The sequence below is a fragment of the Glycomyces artemisiae genome, from assembly GCF_003002955.1.
Classification (GTDB): Bacteria; Actinomycetota; Actinomycetes; order Mycobacteriales; family Micromonosporaceae; genus Glycomyces; species Glycomyces artemisiae.
In genome coordinates, this window is sequence record NZ_PVTJ01000007.1 from 276,267 (window position 1) to 293,752 (window position 17,486).

The following is a 17,486-nucleotide window of genomic DNA, read 5'->3' on the forward strand; positions in this document are numbered from 1 at the left end:
CCATGCGCGGACCCGCCGGGCTCGCCGGCCCGGCCCTGAAGAAGGCCGACGACTTCCGCGGCACCGTGCGCCGCATCGTCGGGCTCCTGTGGCGCGACAAGCTCCGCCTCACCTCCGTGATCGGCTTCGGCGTCCTCATGGTCCTCGGGATGCTCGCCGTCCCCACGGTCCTCGGCCGCGCCACCGACCACGTCATCGCGGGCGCCGCCGCCGGAGACGTCGACTTCGCAGGCCTCGCGAAGATCCTCGGCCTCGCCGTCGCGATCGCCGTCGCCACGTTCGGGATCACGGTCTCCAACGGCCGCACCATCGCCAAGATGGCCCAGTACATGGCGTACGACCTCCGCACGGAGGCCGACCGGAAGGTCGCGGCGCTCCCGCTGTCCTACTTCGACTCCCGGCCGCGCGGCGAGGTCCTCTCCCGCGTCACCAACGACATCGACAACCTGACGCAGACCGTCGGCCAGGTGACCCAGCGGGTCGTGCAGGGCCTGCTGTTCCTCATCGGCGTGCCGATCATGATGCTCACCATCTCGCCGCTGCTCACGCTCGTCGTCGTCCTCACCCTGCCGCTCACGGTGCTCGCCGCGCGCCTCATCGGCAAGCGCAGCCAGCCGCGGTTCGTGCAGCAGTGGGCCACCACCGGGAAGCTCAACGGGCACGTCGAGGAGATGATCACCGGCCACCAGCTGGTGACCCTGTTCGGGCGCCGCGCCGAGGGCGCAGCCGTGTTCAAGCGGTACAACGACGACCTGTACGAGAACACCGTGCGGGCCCAGTGGGTCTCGGCGCTGCTCGGCCCGGCGATGGCGTTCCTCGGGCTCGTCACCTACGTGCTCGTGGCCGTCGTCGGCGGCCTCCAGGTCGCGGCCGGGCTGCTCAGCTTCGGGCAGATCCAGGCGTTCATCCAGTACACCAACCAGTTCTCGAACCCGCTGAACATGCTCGCGGCGATGTTCGGGCAGATCCAGTCCGCGGTCGCCTCCGGCGAGCGGGTGTTCGAGCTGCTCGACGCCGAGGAGCAGTCCCCGGAGCCGCAGGGCGCGGGGGACGCGCTGGCGGCGGTGGAGGGCCGGGTGGCGTTCGAGGACGTGTCGTTCCGGTACCTGCCGGACGAGCCGCTCATCGAGCACCTGTGGCTGGAGGCCGAGCCGGGGCAGACGGTGGCGATCGTGGGGCCGACGGGCGCGGGGAAGACCACGCTCGTGAACCTGCTGATGCGCTTCTACGACCTGGACGCGGGCCGGATCACCGTCGACGGCGTCGACGTGTCCACGGTGGAGCGGGAGCGGCTGCGGCGGCGGATCGGCATGGTCCTCCAGGACACGTGGCTGTTCGAGGGGACGATCGCGGAGAACATCGCCTACGGCAGGCCCGAGGCGACCCGCGAGGAGGTCGAGCGGGCCGCGCAGGCGGCGCACGCCGACCACTTCATCCGGACGCTCCCCGACGGCTACGACACGATCGTGGGCGCCGACGAGGGCGGGCTCAGCGCGGGCGAACGGCAGCTCGTGACGATCGCGCGGGCGTTCCTGATCGACCCGTCGATCCTGATCCTCGACGAGGCGACGTCCTCGGTGGACACCCGCACCGAGATGCTCGTGCAGCAGGGCATGGTGGCGCTGCGGCAGGGGCGCACGAGCTTCGTGATCGCGCACCGGCTGTCGACGATCCGCGACGCCGACGTGATCGTGGTGATGGAGCACGGCACGGTGGTCGAGCAGGGCCCGCACGAGAAGCTGCTCGCCTCGGGCGGCGCGTACGCGCGGCTCTACGAGGCCCAGTTCGCGCAGCCCGCGGTCGAGGAGGAGGACGTCGTCGCGACGCCGGCCCGCGCATAGGACTCGGTGCACTGCAAGGGAAACCAGGGCCCGAATGACAGCGGCGCCCGGAGCCTGGAGGCTCCGGGCGCCGCTGCGCGTCCACGGCCGGGAAACCCTATATCCTATAGGATGTACGATTCAGCCACGGAATCCTATATCCTATAGGATATATCCTATGTGGTCACGGGTCAGACGGTCGCGGTCTCGCCGTTCGCGATGCGGCGGTACGAGCCGCCGACGAGGAGCGGGAAGAGTCGGTCGGGCAGGCCCAGGCCGATGTCGCTGAGGATCGCGTCGTGGATGGGGTGGACGGCGGGGGCGTCGACGGCGCGGGCGAAGTCGATCGCCTCGGAGAGCTTGAGCCAGGGCGCGGCGACCGGGACGAGGAGGGTCCGCACGGGCATGTCGGGGACGGTGAGCGAGTCGCCCGGGTGGTACACGCCGTCGACGAGGTAGCAGACGTTCGCGACGAGCGGGAGGTCCGGGTGGATGACCGCATGACGCCCGCCGAAGACCTTGACCTCGGTGCCCGCCACGGGGATCGCGTCGCCCGGGCTGACGCACGTGAATGTCAGGTCCCCCAGGGTCGCGGCGAGCGCTTCGGGTCCGAAGACGGGGACGTCGGGGCGGGCGGCGTGGAAGTCGCGGAGGCGGGCCTCGTCGACGTGGTCGGCGTGCTCGTGGGTGATGAAGACGGCGTCGGCGCCGTCGAGGGCCGCCGGGTCGGAGTAGGCGCCCGGGTCGATGACGATGAAGCCCTGGCCGGTGTCGAGCCTGACGCAGGAGTGGCCGAACTTGGTGAGTCGCATGGTCACACAGTAGGACTCGGGACCGGGCCGCGGCGGGCCGTTCCGGCAAAGGGCTAGACGGTGAACGTGCCGGTGGCGGCGCTGACGGCGACCGCCGCGGCCCCGGCCGCGGCGGCGAGGCCGATGAGGGCCCAGTCTGCGGGGCGCATCCGCTGCTCGCGGGCGTGGGTGCGGGGGATCTCGGTGTCGAAGCCGCGGGCGTCCATGGCGGCGGCGAGGCGCCCCGCGCGGCGGATCGCGCCGACGAGGAGCGCGAACATCGTGGAGGCGAACAGCCTGGTGCGCCGCAGCGGGTTCCAGCCGCCTTCGAGGCCGCGGGCGCGGCGGGCCGTGGTGATCTGGCGCCATTCGGCGGCGAGAAGCGGCAGGAGCCGCAGGGCCGCGAGCGACCCGATCGTGAACCGGGCCGGGGCCTTGAGCTGCTGGGTGAGGGCGTCGGCGAGGTCGGTGGGGTCGGTGGTCGCGAACACGAGGACGCCCGCGGTGGCGGCGACGCACACGCGCAGCCCGATCGCGGTGCCGTCCAGGAGCGCCCCGGTACTGATCTCGACGGGCCCGAGCGCGACCAGGATGCGGCCGGTCTGCTCGGCCGCGAAGATCGCGTTCACGAGCACGACGGTGCCCGCCGCGGCCCACAGCCAGCGCAGCCGCACCGCGAGCGGGCCGGGGCGGATGCCGGTGAACGGCAGGACCGCCGCCACGAACGCGAGGAGCAGCAGCGGGGTGAGCCAGTCGGCCGCGACGAGCGCGACGGTGGTGAGGAGGGCGACGGCGGCGAGTTTCGCGACGGGGTTGGCGCGCGCGATGGGCGCTTCGGGGCCGCAGACGGGAGCGAGGGTCAGCACGGGGCCTCCCTGCCGTCCTTGAGGACGAGTTCGCGGGCGCCGAGGGCCGCGGCGAAGTCGCGGTCATGGGTGACGGCGAGGAGGGCGGTGCCCTCGTCGCGGATGCCGGCGGTGAGGTCGACGAGCTCGCCCCAGGTGCGGCGGTCCTGGCCGAACGTGGGCTCGTCGAGCAGGAGCACGCCGGGCGCGGCGGCCAGCGCGGAGGCGACGGAGAGGCGGCGGGCCTCGCCGCCGGAGAGCGTGTGGGGGTTGGCGGCGGCGAGGGGCGCGAGGCGCAGGCGTTCGAGGAGTTCTGAGACGCGGGCGTCGATGCGGTCGGCGGGCCATCCGGCCTGCTTGGGGCCGAAGGCGAGTTCGTCGCGGACGGTGGGGGCGACGAACTGGTGCTCGGGGTCCTGGAAGACCGAGCCGACGCGGACTGCGAGGCGCCGCGCGGGCAGGCGGTGGAGGGGCCGCCGCTCCCCAGGAACGGTGGCGGCGCCGCGGTCGGGGCGGGCGAGGCCCCCGGCGAGGAGCGCAAGGGTGGACTTCCCGGCGCCGTTGGGGCCGGTGACGGCGAGGAGTTCGCCTGCGCGGAGGTCGAAGGAGACGCCGTCGAGGGCGGGCTGCGAGGCGCCGGGGTGGGTGAGCGCGAGGTCGTCGGCGCGCAGCGCGAGACCGCCGGGCGTGCCCGGCGGCCGGTGGGGAAGCGGGGCGTTCGGCACCCAGACGCCTTGGGCGGCAAGGGTCTCGCCGTGCTCGGCGAGGACGCGGGCGGCGGGCCCGTCGGCGAGGAGCCGACCCCCCGGTCCGAGGGCGATGACGCGGTCGACGAGGTCGAGGATGTCGGCGACGCGGTGCTCGACGACGATGAGCGTGGCGCCGGAGTCGGCGAGGGCGGTGCGGAGTGCGTCGCGGACGTCTTGGGCGCCTTGGGGGTCGAGGTTCGCGGTGGGTTCGTCGAGGAGGATCAGCTCGGGGCGGCGGGCGAGGACCCCGGCGAGGGCCAGGCGCTGCTGCTCGCCGCCGGAGAGGGCGTGGGTGTCGCGGTCGGGGCCGTAGGGGAAGCCGACGGCGCGGAGCGCGTCGTGGACGCGGGGCCAGATGTCGGCGCGGGGGACGGCCTGGTTCTCCAGGCCGAAGGCCACGTCGTCTCCGGCGCGGGCCATGACGAGCTGCGTCTCGGGGTCCTGGAAGAGGATGCCGACGCGGCCGCGCTGGTCGGCGGCGGGCTTGCCGTCGAGGAGGACGTCGCCGTCCTGGTCGCCCGCGTCGTCGGTGAGGAGGCCGGCGAGCGCGGCGAGCAGGGTGGACTTGCCCGACCCGGAGGGGCCGAGCAGGAGCACCCGCTCGCCGGGCTCGACGCGGAGGTCGACGTCCGTGACGGCCTGGGCGCGGCGTCCGGCGTGGCGCCAGGCAAAGCCGCGGAACTCGACGGGGATCACGTCAGATGCGGGCCCGTTCGCGCCCGGCGGGGAAGCGGTCGAGGACGCCGGTGGGGAGCATGGCCTTGACGAGGGCCTTGGAGCCGAGCCCGGCGACGATCGCGCCGGAGAGCATGGCGAAGGCGATGTAGGGGACCTTGTAGGCCCAGAGGTCGTAGGTGGGGTAGTAGACGAAGACGTCCCAGAGGGTGGCGGCGAAGCAGGCGAGGGCGCCCGCGGCGACGGCGGTGGCGGTGCCGTAGCGGCGGTAGCGTCCCGCGGCGAAGGCGAGTTCGCCGCCGAGGCCCTGCACGAGGCCCTGGTAGACGACGAGGAGGCCCCAGACGGAGCCGAGGAGGGCGGAGACGGTGGCGGCGAGGGCTTCGGTGAGCAGGCCGGCGCCGGCGCGGCGGACGATGAGCGGGGCGAGGACGGCGGGGATGAGCCAGACGCCGTAGAGGATGCCCGCGAGCGGCGGGAAGAAGGTCAGCGCGGGGTCGACGCCGGCCCAGACGAAGTTCCAGGCCCAGAAGACGACGCCGAAGGCGACGGCGAGGACGGCGCAGGTGAGGATGTCGACGGTGCGCCAGCGCCCGGGGGCGTGGAGGGTGCTGTCAGCAGGCATGGGCTTTGCCTTTCAAGTGATGGGTACACAGCGCGACAGCGGCACACGACGACTTCCTCCGCCGGTATTACCCGGATCAGGTGTGAGGGTCTGCGGTCGGTTCCGCACTCTCAGCCATTCGGCTCCCCTGTCTGCATCGACGTTAACACCACGTGGGCCGCCGGTAGCGGGCCGCGGTCGGGCCAGTGGCCCCGGGCGCGGCGGGCCGGGCGCGCGGAGCGCGGGCGGTCGGCCGCGAAGGGGCGGGCGGTCGGCCGCGCGGGGCTCGGATGGAGGGCCGCGCGGGGCGCCGCCCGGCGGAGCCGGGTGCGGTCCCGGCGGACGCGATGCCGCGGGCCGTTAGGCTCGCGGGCATGACGAGCGAGCAGGATTGGGACCTGGTGAAGCGGGTCGTCGAAGCGCTGCCGGACGGCACCTGGACCTCGTACGGCGACCTCGCCGAGCTCATCGGCACGGGGCCGCGGCAGGTCGGGGCGTACATGCGCGACGGCGACGTGGCCCGGGCCTACCGGGTGCTGACTGCGGGCGGCACGGTCTCGGACGGCTTCCGCTGGGCCGACGGCCGCACCGGCAAGGACGTCCCCGACCTCCTCCGCGAGGACGGCGTGACGGTGAACACCCGCGGCCGGGCCGACAAGTCGCAGCGCATGTCGGTCTACGACCTCAAGCTCCTCGCCGCCGAACTGGACGACGAGGCACCCGGCGACACAGAAGACCAGACATAACCCGATAAATCATGATTTGCCCGGTCTAAGGGACCCCTGGCGCAAAAGTACCCCAGGGGTCCGACATCAAGCGCCACAGGCGAAAACGCGAGCCTCGCTCGCCGCGAGGCGAGCGAGGCTGCGCAGTGCCATGCAGGCGGCCACGAAGCGCGGAGCCGCGGCGGGCGGCCCGATGCGGTGACGCGGATCGCGCGGAGCGGCGATGGCGGTCGCCCGGCGAGGCGGCGGGCCGCGCAGAGCGGCCGCGGGTCAGTGCAGGTCGGCGTCGGGTTCAGTGAGGCGCCACGAGGTGAACGAGACCGTGAGGCCCGCGCGGGAGGGCGCGGCGCAGTACGGGCCCGCCGAGGCGGTGGCGCCCGGGTCGAGCGGGGCGAGGCGGACCAGGCGCCAGGGCCCGGGGTCGCCGTCGGGGCCCGCGGCGCGGGCGCGGACGACGACCGCGTCGCCGAAGCGCGTGGCGCGCATCGTCACTTCGCGGCCCGCCCATTCGGGGACCGGCGCGGTGGACCAGTCGGAGCGGCCGTCGGTGACGACCGCGCCGAGCTGGAGGGCGCCGTCGGCGTACTCGACGCCGGTCTTGATCCACCGCTCGGCGTCGATGCGGACCATCAGGCCCGCCTGGTCGAACTGCGCGTCGTAGTCGGCGATGAACGAAACCTCAACGGCCCGTTCCCGGTCCCACTCCTCCAGGAGCGCGTGCTCGTTGTCGTGGACGAACCCGTAGCCGGTGTGCCGCCACGCGTCGCTGCCCTCGGCCGCGGTCACCCGCAGCCGCCCCCCGGCCTCCTCGGCCGACACCGGCAGCGACGTCCAGGCGCCGGACTTCCACGGGACTTCGATCGGTGCGTCGATGTGCATCGGCCCGAGCCTAGCGGGTCCCACCGCCGTCGTACCAGTGCTGTAGAACAGTGGCCATGGCGGGAAGCACCACGGAGACACTCAGAGACGAAGCCGAAGCGCTGCTCCGCGCGCTCGCGGGCGAGCACGCGCGCCTGCGCGACGACCAGTGGAGGGCGATCGAATCGCTCTGCACGGGCGGGCCCGACGACCCCGGTCGCCGCGTGCTCCTCGTGCAGCGCACCGGGTTCGGCAAGTCCGCGGTCTACTTCACCTCGACCGCGCTGCTGCGCCGCCGCGGCGCGGGCCCCACCGTCATCGTCTCGCCGCTCCTCGCGCTCATGCGCAACCAGATCGAGGCCGCCGAGCGCGCGGGCATCCGCGCCCGCACCATCAACTCCGCGAACCCCGAGGACTGGGACGCGATCGCCGAGGCCATCGCCGAGGACGCCGTGGACGTGCTCCTCATCAGCCCCGAGCGCCTCAACAACCCGGCGTTCCGCGACCACCAGCTCCCCAAGCTCGCGGCCGGATGCGGAATGCTCGTCGTCGACGAGGCCCACTGCATCTCCGACTGGGGCCACGACTTCCGGCCCGACTACCGGCGCATCGCGACGTTCATCGAGGACCTCCCCGAGCGCGTCCCGGTCCTGGCGACCACCGCGACCGCGAACGCCCGCGTCTCCGACGACATCGCCGAGCAGCTCGACCGGCCCGGCACGCCCACGCTCGTGCTGCGCGGCACCCTCGACCGCGAGTCGCTCCACCTGGCCGTCGCCGACCTCCCCGACAACGCGCACCGCCTCGCCTGGCTCGACGAGGCCCTGCCGCGCTTCGCCGGGTCCGGGATCGTCTACACGCTCACCGTCGCCGCAGCCGAGGAAGTGAGCGACTACCTCGGCAGCCGCGGCCACGCCGTCGCCTCCTACACCGGCCGCACCGACAACGCCGAGCGCCTCGCCCGCGAGGACGACCTCCTCAACGACCGCATCAAGGCGCTCGTCGCCACCAGTGCGCTCGGCATGGGCTTCGACAAGCCCGACCTCGGGTTCGTCGTCCACTTGGGAGCGCCGTCGTCGCCCGTGGCGTACTACCAGCAGATCGGCCGCGCGGGCCGCGCCCGCGACCGCGCCGAGGTGGTGCTCCTGCCGGGCGCCGAGGACCGCGCGATCTGGGACTACTTCGGGTCGCTGTCGTTCCCCGCGGAGGACGCGGTCCGGCGCACGCTCGACGTGCTCGAAGCGGAGGGCCGGGCGCTGTCCACTGCGGCCCTGGAGACGCGGGTCGACCTGCGGCGCACCAGGCTGGAGATGATGCTCAAGGTCCTCGACGTGGACGGGGCGGTGCGGCGCGTCAAGGGCGGCTGGGAGGCCACGGGCATGCCGTGGACCTACGACGGCGAGCGGTACGCGAAGGTCGCCGCCGCGCGGCGCCACGAGCAGCAGCGGATGCTCGCGTACGAGGCCACCGACCGGTGCCGCCTGGAGTTCCTGCGGACCGAGCTGGACGACGCGGAGGCCGCGCCGTGCGGGCGGTGCGACAACTGCACGGGCGAGCGCGCGACCGCGGCGGTGTCGTCGGAGGCCGCCGAGGGCGCGGCGGCGGCACTGTCGAAGCCCGGTGTCGCGGTGGAGCCGAAGCGCATGTGGCCCACGGGGATGCAGGCGATGGGGGTCGACCTGAAGGGGAAAATCGCGCCGGAGGTGGGGGCCGAGCCGGGACGGGCGCTCGCGCGGCTGTCGGACATCGGCTGGGGCGGGCCGCTGCGGGCGCTGCTGGGCGACGGCGCGGACCGGGACGTGCCCGACGACGTGTTCGGCGCGGTCGTCAAGGTCCTCGCCGCGTGGGACTGGGCCGACCGGCCCTCCGCGGTCGTCTCGACCGGGTCGCTGTCGCGCCCGCGCCTGGTGAACGGGCTCGCGGAGCGGATCGCGAAGCTGGGCCGCATGGAGTACCTCGGGGCGCTGGGCCGCACGCCGGGCGCGATGTCCGGGCAGCACCGCGCGAACAGCGCGCAGCGGCTGCACCAGGTGCTCGACGCGTTCACCGTGGACTTCCCGGTCCCGGCGGCGAGCATCCTGCTCGTCGACGACGTGCGCGACTCCGGGTGGACGGCGACCGTGGCGGCGATGCGGCTGCGGGAGGCGGGCGCGGCGGCCGTGCATCCGCTGGCGCTCGCGTTGCAGGCGTAGACGATCGCGGGCCCGGACGCCGAAGCGTCCGGGCCCGCTTTTTCGGAGGAGGAGACAGGTTCGGGGAGGCGCGGTCCGGGAGGCGCCGGTTCCAGGAGGCGCCTCTAGAGTGCGCCGAGGAGCGCCGGGTAGTAGCCGGAGGCGTGCCCGGCGGCGTTCGGGTGGTAGGGGACGTCGAGGATCGTGAACCCGTGCAGCCACGGTGTGCGCGAGCAGATCTCGTGGCCGGTGAACTCGTCGCGCACGTCCACATAGGTGAACCCGTGGTCCTCGGCGGCGGCCTGGATGACCCCCGAGAGCAGGTCGGCGCCCTGGTTCATGCGGGCCTGCTCGGCGATGCTGATGGAGCCGAGCGCGTCGCAGGTGTTGCGGGCGGCGAACAGCCGCGGGTAGCCGGTGACGAGCACTTCCGCGTCGGGGGCGCGCGACTCGATCTCCGAGTAGACCGCGTCGAGCTTCGCGGGGAGCTCCTGGGTGGCCCGGCGCTCGGACTCCTCGATCGCGGGGGTGCAGTTCTTGAATGGGGTGATGCACGCGATGACGGCGTCGGTCCAGCCGATGTCGTTGCCGCCGATGCCGATCGTGACGAGGTCGGTCCCTGAGTCGAGGGCCTGGACCTGGTTCGCGAGCACGTCGTCGGTGGTGGCGCCGCCGCAGGCGACGAAGGTGAACTCGGCGCCGAGGTCGGCGGCGAGGAGCGCGGGATGGGCCTTGTTCGAGCGCTGGCAGGCCGCGTCGGTGTAGGGCCCGGCGCCCGAGCCGGAGGAGTAGGAGTCGCCGAGGGCCACGTACTCGGTCTGCTGCGCCTGCGCCGCGGCGGCGGGGGCGATGAGGAGGGCGGCGAGGGCGGCGGCGACGGTCACCGTTGATCGTCTGAGTCGGTCCATGGGAGGTCCTTCGCGAGTCGGGGGAAGACGTGCCCATATTGTGAACTCGCCGGTAACTTGCGGGGAACCCTCGGACGCCAACAAATCGGGAAATTTACACTTATCGTTCTAGCGGTGGGTGCGGCGGGGCGGGCGAACCGCCCCGCCGCTCGCTCACAGGGCCCTGGCGACGGCCGGGTAGTAGCCGTTGGCGTGGCCGAGGGCGTTGGGGTGGAACGACTCCGCGGCCGGGTAGCGCAGGCCGTGCAGGTAGGGCACGTCGTCGCAGACGGCGTGGTCGGCGAAGGACTCGCGCACGTCGACGTAGGTGAACCCGTGGTCCGCGGCGGCGGCGCCGAGCACGTCGGCGAGGACGTCGGCGGCCTCGTTCATCCGGGCCTGCTCGGCGACCGACGGCTGGTGGAGCGCGCCGCACGTGGTGCGCGCGTTGAACAGCCGCGGGTAGCCCAGCACGAGGACCTCGGCGCGCGGGGCGCGGTCGGCGATGGCGCCGTAGACGCCGTCGAGCAGGCCCGGCAGCTCGCCGCGCATGAGCGTCTCGGAGGCCTCGATCTTGCCGGTGCAGTCCATGAGCGGCGTCAGGCACGCGGCGACGGCCTCGGTCCAGCCGATGTCGTTGCCGCCGATGGTGACCGTGACGAGGTCGGTCCCGGCGTCGAGCGCGCCGAGCTGCTCGGCGAGGAGGTCGGCGGCCGTCGCGCCCGAGCACGCCGCGAACCGGAGGTCCGCGCCGACGCCGTTGGCGAGCAGCCGCGGGTAGGCGAGGTCGGAGCGCAGGCACTCCTCGTCGAAGTAGTCCCCCGCGCCGGTCCCGGAGGAGTACGAGTCGCCGAGGGCCGCATAGTCGGCGGGCCAGGGCTCGGCCTGGGCGGCGGCCGGGAGGAGGACGAGGGCGGCGGTGGCGGCCAGCGCCGCGGCCGCGAGGCGCGCAGGGTTCATTCGGGCTCCGTTCCGAGTCGGTATGGGACGGAACTTTATTGCCCTTCATTCGCGAATAGGGACGGAACCCTTGTTATGCGGAGGAATCACGTTTTCGGGCGTCTGTGGGCGCGGTCGGTTTTAGGCTGGGCGCATGGGTGATTCGACGGCGCGGCGGCGGGATTCGATGTCCGACCAGGCCCTGATCGAGGCGACGGGCGCGGACTGGCAGACGTGGCTGCGGCTGCTCGACGAGCGGGGCGCGGCGGACCTGGAGCATGCGGCGATCGCGCGGCTCCTGGTGGGCGAGTTCGAGATCGACGGGTGGTGGGCGCAGTCGATCACCGTGGGGTACGAGCAGGAGCGGGGGCTGCGGGAGCCGGGGCAGCGGCCGGACGGGACGTTCAGCGCGTCGGCGTCGAAGACCGTGGCGGGCCCGATCGGGGCGGCGTTCGAGCAGTTGGCGGACCCGGAGGCGCAGGCGGTGTGGCTGGGGGACGTGGAGTTGACGCAGCGGAGCGCGTCGCCGCCGAAGTCGGTGCGGTTCGACGCGTCGGACGGGAGCCGGGTGCACGCCAATCTGACGGCGAAGGGCGACCGGACGGCGGTGCAGGTGGAGGTCGCGAAGCTGGCGTCGGCGGAGGCGGCCGCGGCGGCCAAGGCGGCTTGGAGGGAGCGCCTCGGCCGCTTGGCGGAGCGGTTCGAGTAGGGAAGGGCCTCTAGGTGGTCGTGACCTCTTCGGCGGGTGCGGCGGGCGGCGCGGCCTTCTTGTCCGCGCGGCCGCCGGAGCGGGAGATGGCGACGCCGACAAGGGCGAGCGCGCCGCCGGTGAGGGTGAGCCAGGTGGGGATCTCGCCGAGGAGCGCCCAGGACATGAGGACGACGATCGCGGGGACGACGTACGTGGTCGCGCCCATCTTTCCGGCGGTGGTGAACCGCAGCGCGTAGCCCCAGGTGAGGAAGGCGAGCGCGGTGGGGAACAGGCCGAGGTAGAGGACGTGGAGGGTCGCGGAGGCCGGGGCGTCGCCGAGCTGGCGGAACAGGAGCGGGGCGAAGGGGAGGCACAGGACCGCGGCGATGGCGTTGCCGAAGGCGGTGAACTGGAGTGAGGTGCAGTGCTTGAGGGTGGGCTTCTGCACGACGACGCTGACGGCGTAGGCGATCGCGGAGACGAGGCACAAGAGGACGCCGAGGACGGAGGTGGTGCCGTGCTGGCTCATGGAGAGGCTGACGACGGCGACGCCCGCGAAGGCGACGGCGATGCCGAGGAAGAGGCGGGGCGGGAACCCTTCTTTGAGGATCCAACCGCCGAGGAGGGCCATGAGGATGGGCCCGATGTTGACGATGAGGGCGGCGGTGCCGGCGTCGACGAGCTGCTCGCCCCAGTTGAGGGCGACCATGTAGACGCCGAACCAGAGGACGCCGGCGGTGGCGATGCCGGGCCAGGCCTTGCGGCTGGGGAGTCCTTCGCGGCGCAGGGCCCAGACGGCGAGGAGGACGACGGCGGCGGTGGCGGCGCGGCCGAGGGCGAGGGGGCCGGCGTCGAGGTGCTGTCCGGCGTCGCGGATGGAGACGAACGCGGAGGCCCAGCAGAAGACGGTGACGACGACGGCGAGTGCGGCGCGGGTGTTGAAACGCTCGCTCATGGGCGGGCTCCTCGGCGGACGGGCGCAGGCGGGGTGTGCTGCGGGTGCGGGCGTGGCGCGGTTCGCGCCTGCGTCAAGGTAGCACCGGCGGCCGACGTCCGTATCCGTCGATCGACTGGGCGCGGGCCCCCTTGTTGCGGCGGCCTGGGTCGAGGACCCTAGGATGGAAACCGGTATCTACACCTGCGGCACTGCCGGGACCTGGCCGGATGCGGTCGGCCGGATCATGGCGGACAATGGTCGGACTCCTCCCGTCGGACCGAGACGAGGCGGCCGTGCTGGAGCGCGGCAGCCCGACGGGAACGGCCCATTTACTGGAGAGGGAAGCTGATTCATGAGTCAGACCGGTTTCACCTACGTGGAAAGCGTTAGCCCCGGCAGCGGGCGGCGCGGTCCCCGGGCGGCGCTGGCCTCCGACGCCGCCGCGCTGAGCCTCGACGGCGACTGGCGGTTCCGCCTGGCCGCGGGGCTGCACGACGTCGCCGAGGGGTTCGAGGACCCCGGGTTCGACGCGGGGGCGTGGGACGTCCTCGCGGTGCCGTCGATGTGGCAGATGCACGACCTCGACGGCGACGCGCCGTACGGGAAGCCCGCTTACACGAACGTGGTCTACCCGTTCCCGGTCGATCCGCCGCGGGTCCCGGACGCGAACCCCACCGGCGAGTACCGCCGCGTCTTCACCCTCCCCGCCGACTGGCCCGCCACGGGCCGCACCGTGCTGCGCTTCGAGGGCGTGGACTCGGCGTTCGCGGTGTGGGTCAACGGGGTCCGCCTCGGCGACGGCAAGGGCTCGCGCCTGCCCACCGAGTTCGACGCCACCGATCACGTGCGCGCGGGCGAGAACACCGTCGCCGTCCGCGTCCACCAGTGGTCGGCCGCCTCGTACCTGGAGGACCAGGACATGTGGTGGCTGTCGGGGATCTTCCGGCCCGTGTCGCTCGTGCACCGCCCCGAGGGCGGCATCGAGGACGTGTTCGCGCACGCCGACTACGACCACCGCACTGGCCGCGGGACGCTCCGCGTCGAGGCCCCCGAGGGTGCGCGGGTCTCGGTGCCGGAGCTGGGGATCGACATCGCTGCGGGCGAGACCGTCTCGCTGGCGGTGGAGCCGTGGACGGCCGAGACGCCCCGCCTGTACGACGCCGAGGTCGCGACCGAGAGCGAGCGCGTCTCGCTGCGGATCGGGTTCCGCACCGTGAAGATCGAGGACGGCCTCCTCAAGGTCAACGGGAAGCGGATCCTCCTGCGCGGCGTCAACCGCCACGAGTGGGACCCCGACCACGGCCGGACCCTCTCGGTCGAGACGATGCGCCGCGACCTGGAGGTCATGAAGCGGCACAACGTGAACGCCGTGCGCACCAGCCACTACCCGCCGGACCGCCGGTTCCTCGACCTGTGCGACGAGATCGGCGTGTGGGTCGTCGACGAGTGCGACCTGGAGACCCACGGGTTCTTCTTCTACGACTGGCGCGACAACCCGAGCGACGTGCCGATGTGGCGCGAGGCGTACCTCGACCGCATGGCGCGCATGGTCGAGCGTGACAAGAACCACCCGTCGGTCATCATGTGGTCGCTCGGCAACGAGTCCCACACCGGGCAGAACCTCGCCGCGATGTCCGCGTGGGCCAAGGACCGCGACCCGTCCCGGCCCATCCACTACGAGGGCGACTGGGACTCCGGGTACGTCGACGTCTACTCCCGCATGTACCCCGACCACGCCGAGACCGACCGCATCGGGCAGAAGACCGAGGCGCCTACGAAGGACCCCGCGCTCGACGAGCACCGCCGGAACATCCCGTTCATCCTCTGCGAGTACGCGCACGCCATGGGCAACGGCCCCGGCGGCATGACCGAGTACCAGCGCCTGTTCGAGCAGCACGAGCGCTGCCAGGGCGGGTTCATCTGGGAGTGGATCGACCACGGCGTGCGCATGCGCACCGAGGACGGCCGCGAGTGGTTCGCGTACGGCGGCGACTTCGGCGAGCCGCTCCACGACGGGAACTTCGTCGTCGACGGCCTCGTCTTCCCCGACCGCGAGCCCTCCCCCGGCCTCATCGAGTTCAAGAAGGTGGTCGAGCCCGTCCGCATCACCGTGGACGCCGGCTCGCGGCGGATCACCGTGGAGAACCTCCGCGACTTCGCCGACACCGGCGACCTGGAGTTCACGTGGGCCGTCGAGGACGGCGGGGAGCCCGAGCACGAAGGGCGCCTCGACCTTCCGGCGCTCGCGCCCGGGAACGCCGCGATCGTGCCGTTCCCGGCGGGCGTCGGCGAGCTCGCCGACCCGCGCGGCGAGCGGTGGCTGACCGTGCGGGCCGTCCTCGCGAAGGACGAGCCGTGGGCCGCCGCCGGGCACGAGATCGCCTGGGGCCAAGGGCAGCTCGCCGCTGCCGCCGCACCCGCGCCTGGATCCGCCACGCTCGCGGCCTCCGCCGCCGACCGCGGGTACCTGCTCGGGGACGCCGAGTTCGACGCGTACGGGCGCCTCACCGCGCTCGGCGGCCTGGAGATCGAAGGGCCGCGCCTGGACCTGTGGCGCGCGCCCACCGACAACGACCTCCGGTCCTGGCACGCGCCCCTCGCCGACAAGTGGCGCGACAACGCCGTGGGTCTGCACCGCCTGGAGCACAAGGTCCTCGGGATCGACGCCGGGGACGACGGCCTCGCCGTCACCACCCGCGTCGCCGCCGGAGGCGCCGAGATCGGCATGGGCGCCGTCTACCGGTGGACCCACACCGGCGGCGTCCTGTGGCTCACCGTCGAAGTCGACCCCGAGGGCGAGTGGGACTTCCCGCTGCCGCGCCTGGGCGTGCGCGCCTCGCTGCCGAAGGCGTTCGGCGACGTCACGTGGTTCGGCGGCGGCCCCGGCGAAGCCTACGCGGACACGAGGGACGCCGCCCGGGTCGGCCGGTTCCGGTCCACCGTGGCCGGACTCCAGACGCCGTACGTGTTCCCGCAGGAGAACGGCTCCCGCATCGACGTGCGCTGGGCCCGCCTGGCCGCCGCCGGGGGCCCCGCGCTCACCGTCTACGGCGCGCCGCAGTTCGCGCTCACGGTGCGGCCGTGGACGAGCGAGGACCTGGAGGCGGCGAGGCACCGCACCGACCTGGCCGAACGCGACCGCGTCTACGTGAACCTGGACGCGGACCTCCAGGGCATGGGCTCGGCCGCGTGCGGCCCCGGCGTGCTCCCCGAGCACCGCCTCCTGCCGCGCGCCACCGCGTTCACGCTGGGCTTCCGAGCGGGCGAGTAAACACGATGCGGCGGGTTCGCGCTCCGCGGTCGTCCACCGTGTGAACTACCCTGAGTGCGGACCCGTCGCATCCCAACCGGTGAGAGAAGGACCCCTGTGCCCAAGAAGTCGAATGCCGACACCGCGAAGCGCCCCACCATCAGGGACGTCGCCGCCCGCGCGGGCGTGTCGGTGCCGACGGTCTCGCGGGTCCTCGCCGGGAACTACCCGGTGGCGCCCGCGACCCGCTCGAAGGTCCTGCGCGCCATGCGCGACCTCGACTACGTGGTGAACGCCCACGCCCGGGCCCTCGCGGGCGCGACCACCAAGACCGTCGCGTTCGTCGTCGACGACGTCACCGGGCCCTTCTACGCGTACATCGCGCGCGGCGTCGAGCAGCAGGCCGCCTCCGAAGGCCGCCTGTGCCTCCTGTGCACCACCCACGGCGACCCCGAGCGGGAGCTCGCCGTCGTCGAGCTCATGCGCGAGCAGCACGCCGAGGCCGTCATCGTCGTCGGCGGCGCCTGGGACAACGAGCACTACCAGGAGCGCATGCGGTACTTCGCGACCGCGCTTGACCGCTCCGGCTCGCGGCTCGTCCTGTGCGGGCGGCCCTCCCCCGGCGACGACGTGCCCGCCACCGTCGTCCACTACGACAACGAGGGCGGCGCGTACGCCATGGCCTCGCACCTGCTGTCGGCCGGGCACCGCCGCATCTGCTACATGGGCTTCGGCGAGGGTCTGACCACCACCGACGAGCGCATCCGCGGATTCAAACGCGCCCACGCCGACCACGGCGTGGAAGTGGACGAGTCGCTCATCCTCCCCGGGTCGTTCTCCAAGGCCAGCGGGCACGAGCTGACCCGGAAGCTCATCGCCGAACGCGACGACGTCACCGCGGTCTTCGCCGCCACCGACATGGTCGCCGCCGGAGTCCTCAAGGCCCTGCGCGAAGCGGGCGTGCGCGTCCCCGAGGACATGTCCGTCGTCGGCTTCGACGACATCCCCCTGGCCTCCGACCTCACCCCCGCGCTGACGACGGTCCACGTCCCCCACGAGCAGCTGGGTCGCGAGGCCGTGCGCCTCGCCCTCCACAGGGGACCCGAAGTGGAGGACCGGGTCGTCCTCGGCACCCACATCGTGGTCCGCGAGACCGTGGCGCCCCCGCGCCGCAAGTAGACGCACGCGAGGGGCCGGGACGTGTTCGCCCCGGCCCCTTCAGCGTCTCGGTCAGCGCTCGTCCCGGTCCCTGCCGGCCATGCGCTCCTTGGCGTCGTGGAGCTTGTCGTCGGCCTCTTCCTTGAGGTCGTGCCACTTCTCCTTCGCCTTGCCCTTGAGCTCGTCCGCGCGACCCTCGTTTTCGAGGCTCTCATTGTCGGTGGCGTCACCGAACTTCTCCTTGGCGCGGCCCTTCATCTGCTCGGCCTGGTCCTTCGCTTTGTCGAAAGCGCCCATGGTTTCCGTACCCCCTTCGGTGCGGTCATACGGACGGATACCCTTTCGGACGCGGATCATGCATCGGCGCTGTGACCAGGTGCGCCGCC

Annotated in this window: 15 protein-coding genes and 1 riboswitch; of the genes, 6 read left to right on the forward strand and 9 right to left on the reverse strand. The window is 73.0% G+C overall.

All coding sequences use genetic code 11. From position 1 onward, the window contains the following. Window positions 1–2: 2 nt before the first annotated feature. The gene (locus B0I28_RS18895) at window positions 3–1,841 is read left to right on the forward strand and encodes an ABC transporter ATP-binding protein (RefSeq protein ID WP_106365392.1); all 1,839 of its coding nucleotides are present in this window, start codon (window positions 3–5) and stop codon (window positions 1,839–1,841) included. A 170-nt stretch (window positions 1,842–2,011) separates the two neighbouring features. On the opposite strand, the gene B0I28_RS18900 is transcribed toward B0I28_RS18895, so the two are convergent. The 4 genes from B0I28_RS18900 to B0I28_RS28300 are packed head-to-tail and all read right to left on the reverse strand — an operon-like array spanning window position 2,012 to window position 5,505. After that, complete coding sequence (locus B0I28_RS18900; protein ID WP_106365487.1) at window positions 2,012–2,632, reverse strand: MBL fold metallo-hydrolase; 621 nt, start codon at window positions 2,630–2,632, stop codon at window positions 2,012–2,014. A 53-nt stretch (window positions 2,633–2,685) separates the two neighbouring features. Continuing rightward, window positions 2,686–3,477 (reverse strand): energy-coupling factor transporter transmembrane component T family protein, encoded by a 792-nt coding sequence (locus B0I28_RS18905; RefSeq protein WP_106365393.1) that lies wholly within the window; start codon window positions 3,475–3,477, stop codon window positions 2,686–2,688. Continuing rightward, a complete protein-coding gene (locus tag B0I28_RS18910) occupies window positions 3,471–4,901 on the reverse strand; it encodes an ABC transporter ATP-binding protein (protein ID WP_106365394.1) in 1,431 nt (476 codons plus the stop codon). Before B0I28_RS18910 ends, B0I28_RS18905 begins: the two co-directional genes overlap by 7 nt. A 1-nt stretch (window position 4,902) precedes the next feature. Further along, window positions 4,903–5,505 (reverse strand): ECF transporter S component, encoded by a 603-nt coding sequence (locus B0I28_RS28300; RefSeq protein WP_106365395.1) that lies wholly within the window; start codon window positions 5,503–5,505, stop codon window positions 4,903–4,905. Window positions 5,506–5,541: 36 nt separating this feature from the next. After that, window positions 5,542–5,644: riboswitch (TPP riboswitch) on the reverse strand. Between the two features lie 214 nt (window positions 5,645–5,858). Here B0I28_RS28300 and B0I28_RS18920 point away from each other — a divergent pair. Beyond that, complete coding sequence (locus tag B0I28_RS18920) at window positions 5,859–6,230, forward strand: MGMT family protein (protein ID WP_181245859.1); 372 nt, start codon at window positions 5,859–5,861, stop codon at window positions 6,228–6,230. 249 nt (window positions 6,231–6,479) lie between these two features. On the opposite strand, the gene B0I28_RS18925 is transcribed toward B0I28_RS18920, so the two are convergent. Continuing rightward, window positions 6,480–7,088: a DUF1349 domain-containing protein gene (locus tag B0I28_RS18925; protein WP_106365397.1), complete on the reverse strand. Its 609-nt coding sequence runs from the start codon at window positions 7,086–7,088 to the stop codon at window positions 6,480–6,482. A gap of 56 nt (window positions 7,089–7,144) precedes the next feature. On the opposite strand from B0I28_RS18925, the gene B0I28_RS28305 reads away from it, so the two are divergent. Then, window positions 7,145–9,259, forward strand: a complete 2,115-nt coding sequence (locus B0I28_RS28305; protein ID WP_106365398.1) for a RecQ family ATP-dependent DNA helicase — start codon at window positions 7,145–7,147, stop codon at window positions 9,257–9,259. A 104-nt stretch (window positions 9,260–9,363) separates the two neighbouring features. Here the strand turns inward: B0I28_RS28305 and B0I28_RS18935 are convergent, their stop codons facing one another. Beyond that, window positions 9,364–10,146 (reverse strand): SGNH/GDSL hydrolase family protein, encoded by a 783-nt coding sequence (locus B0I28_RS18935; protein WP_106365399.1) that lies wholly within the window; start codon window positions 10,144–10,146, stop codon window positions 9,364–9,366. 153 nt (window positions 10,147–10,299) lie between these two features. Next, entirely contained in the window at window positions 10,300–11,085 is a 786-nt protein-coding gene (locus B0I28_RS18940; protein ID WP_106365400.1) for an SGNH/GDSL hydrolase family protein, read from the reverse strand. 133 nt (window positions 11,086–11,218) lie between these two features. On the opposite strand from B0I28_RS18940, the gene B0I28_RS18945 reads away from it, so the two are divergent. Continuing rightward, window positions 11,219–11,773 (forward strand): hypothetical protein, encoded by a 555-nt coding sequence (locus B0I28_RS18945; RefSeq protein WP_106365401.1) that lies wholly within the window; start codon window positions 11,219–11,221, stop codon window positions 11,771–11,773. Window positions 11,774–11,783: 10 nt separating this feature from the next. Here the strand turns inward: B0I28_RS18945 and B0I28_RS18950 are convergent, their stop codons facing one another. Continuing rightward, window positions 11,784–12,710 carry a DMT family transporter gene (locus tag B0I28_RS18950; protein WP_106365402.1) on the reverse strand — a complete coding sequence of 309 codons (927 nt, stop codon included), beginning with the start codon at window positions 12,708–12,710 and terminating at the stop codon, window positions 11,784–11,786. Window positions 12,711–13,044: 334 nt separating this feature from the next. On the opposite strand from B0I28_RS18950, the gene B0I28_RS18955 reads away from it, so the two are divergent. Together B0I28_RS18955 and B0I28_RS18960 are read left to right on the forward strand one after the other, a co-directional pair. Continuing rightward, on the forward strand, window positions 13,045–15,963 hold the full coding sequence (locus B0I28_RS18955; protein ID WP_106365403.1) for a glycoside hydrolase family 2 TIM barrel-domain containing protein: 2,919 nt from the start codon (window positions 13,045–13,047) through the stop codon (window positions 15,961–15,963). A 96-nt stretch (window positions 15,964–16,059) separates the two neighbouring features. Then, the gene (locus B0I28_RS18960; protein WP_106365404.1) at window positions 16,060–17,121 is read left to right on the forward strand and encodes a LacI family DNA-binding transcriptional regulator; all 1,062 of its coding nucleotides are present in this window, start codon (window positions 16,060–16,062) and stop codon (window positions 17,119–17,121) included. A 51-nt stretch (window positions 17,122–17,172) separates the two neighbouring features. Here the strand turns inward: B0I28_RS18960 and B0I28_RS18965 are convergent, their stop codons facing one another. Further along, window positions 17,173–17,397 carry a CsbD family protein gene (locus B0I28_RS18965; RefSeq protein WP_106365405.1) on the reverse strand — a complete coding sequence of 75 codons (225 nt, stop codon included), beginning with the start codon at window positions 17,395–17,397 and terminating at the stop codon, window positions 17,173–17,175. Window positions 17,398–17,486: the final 89 nt, after the last annotated feature.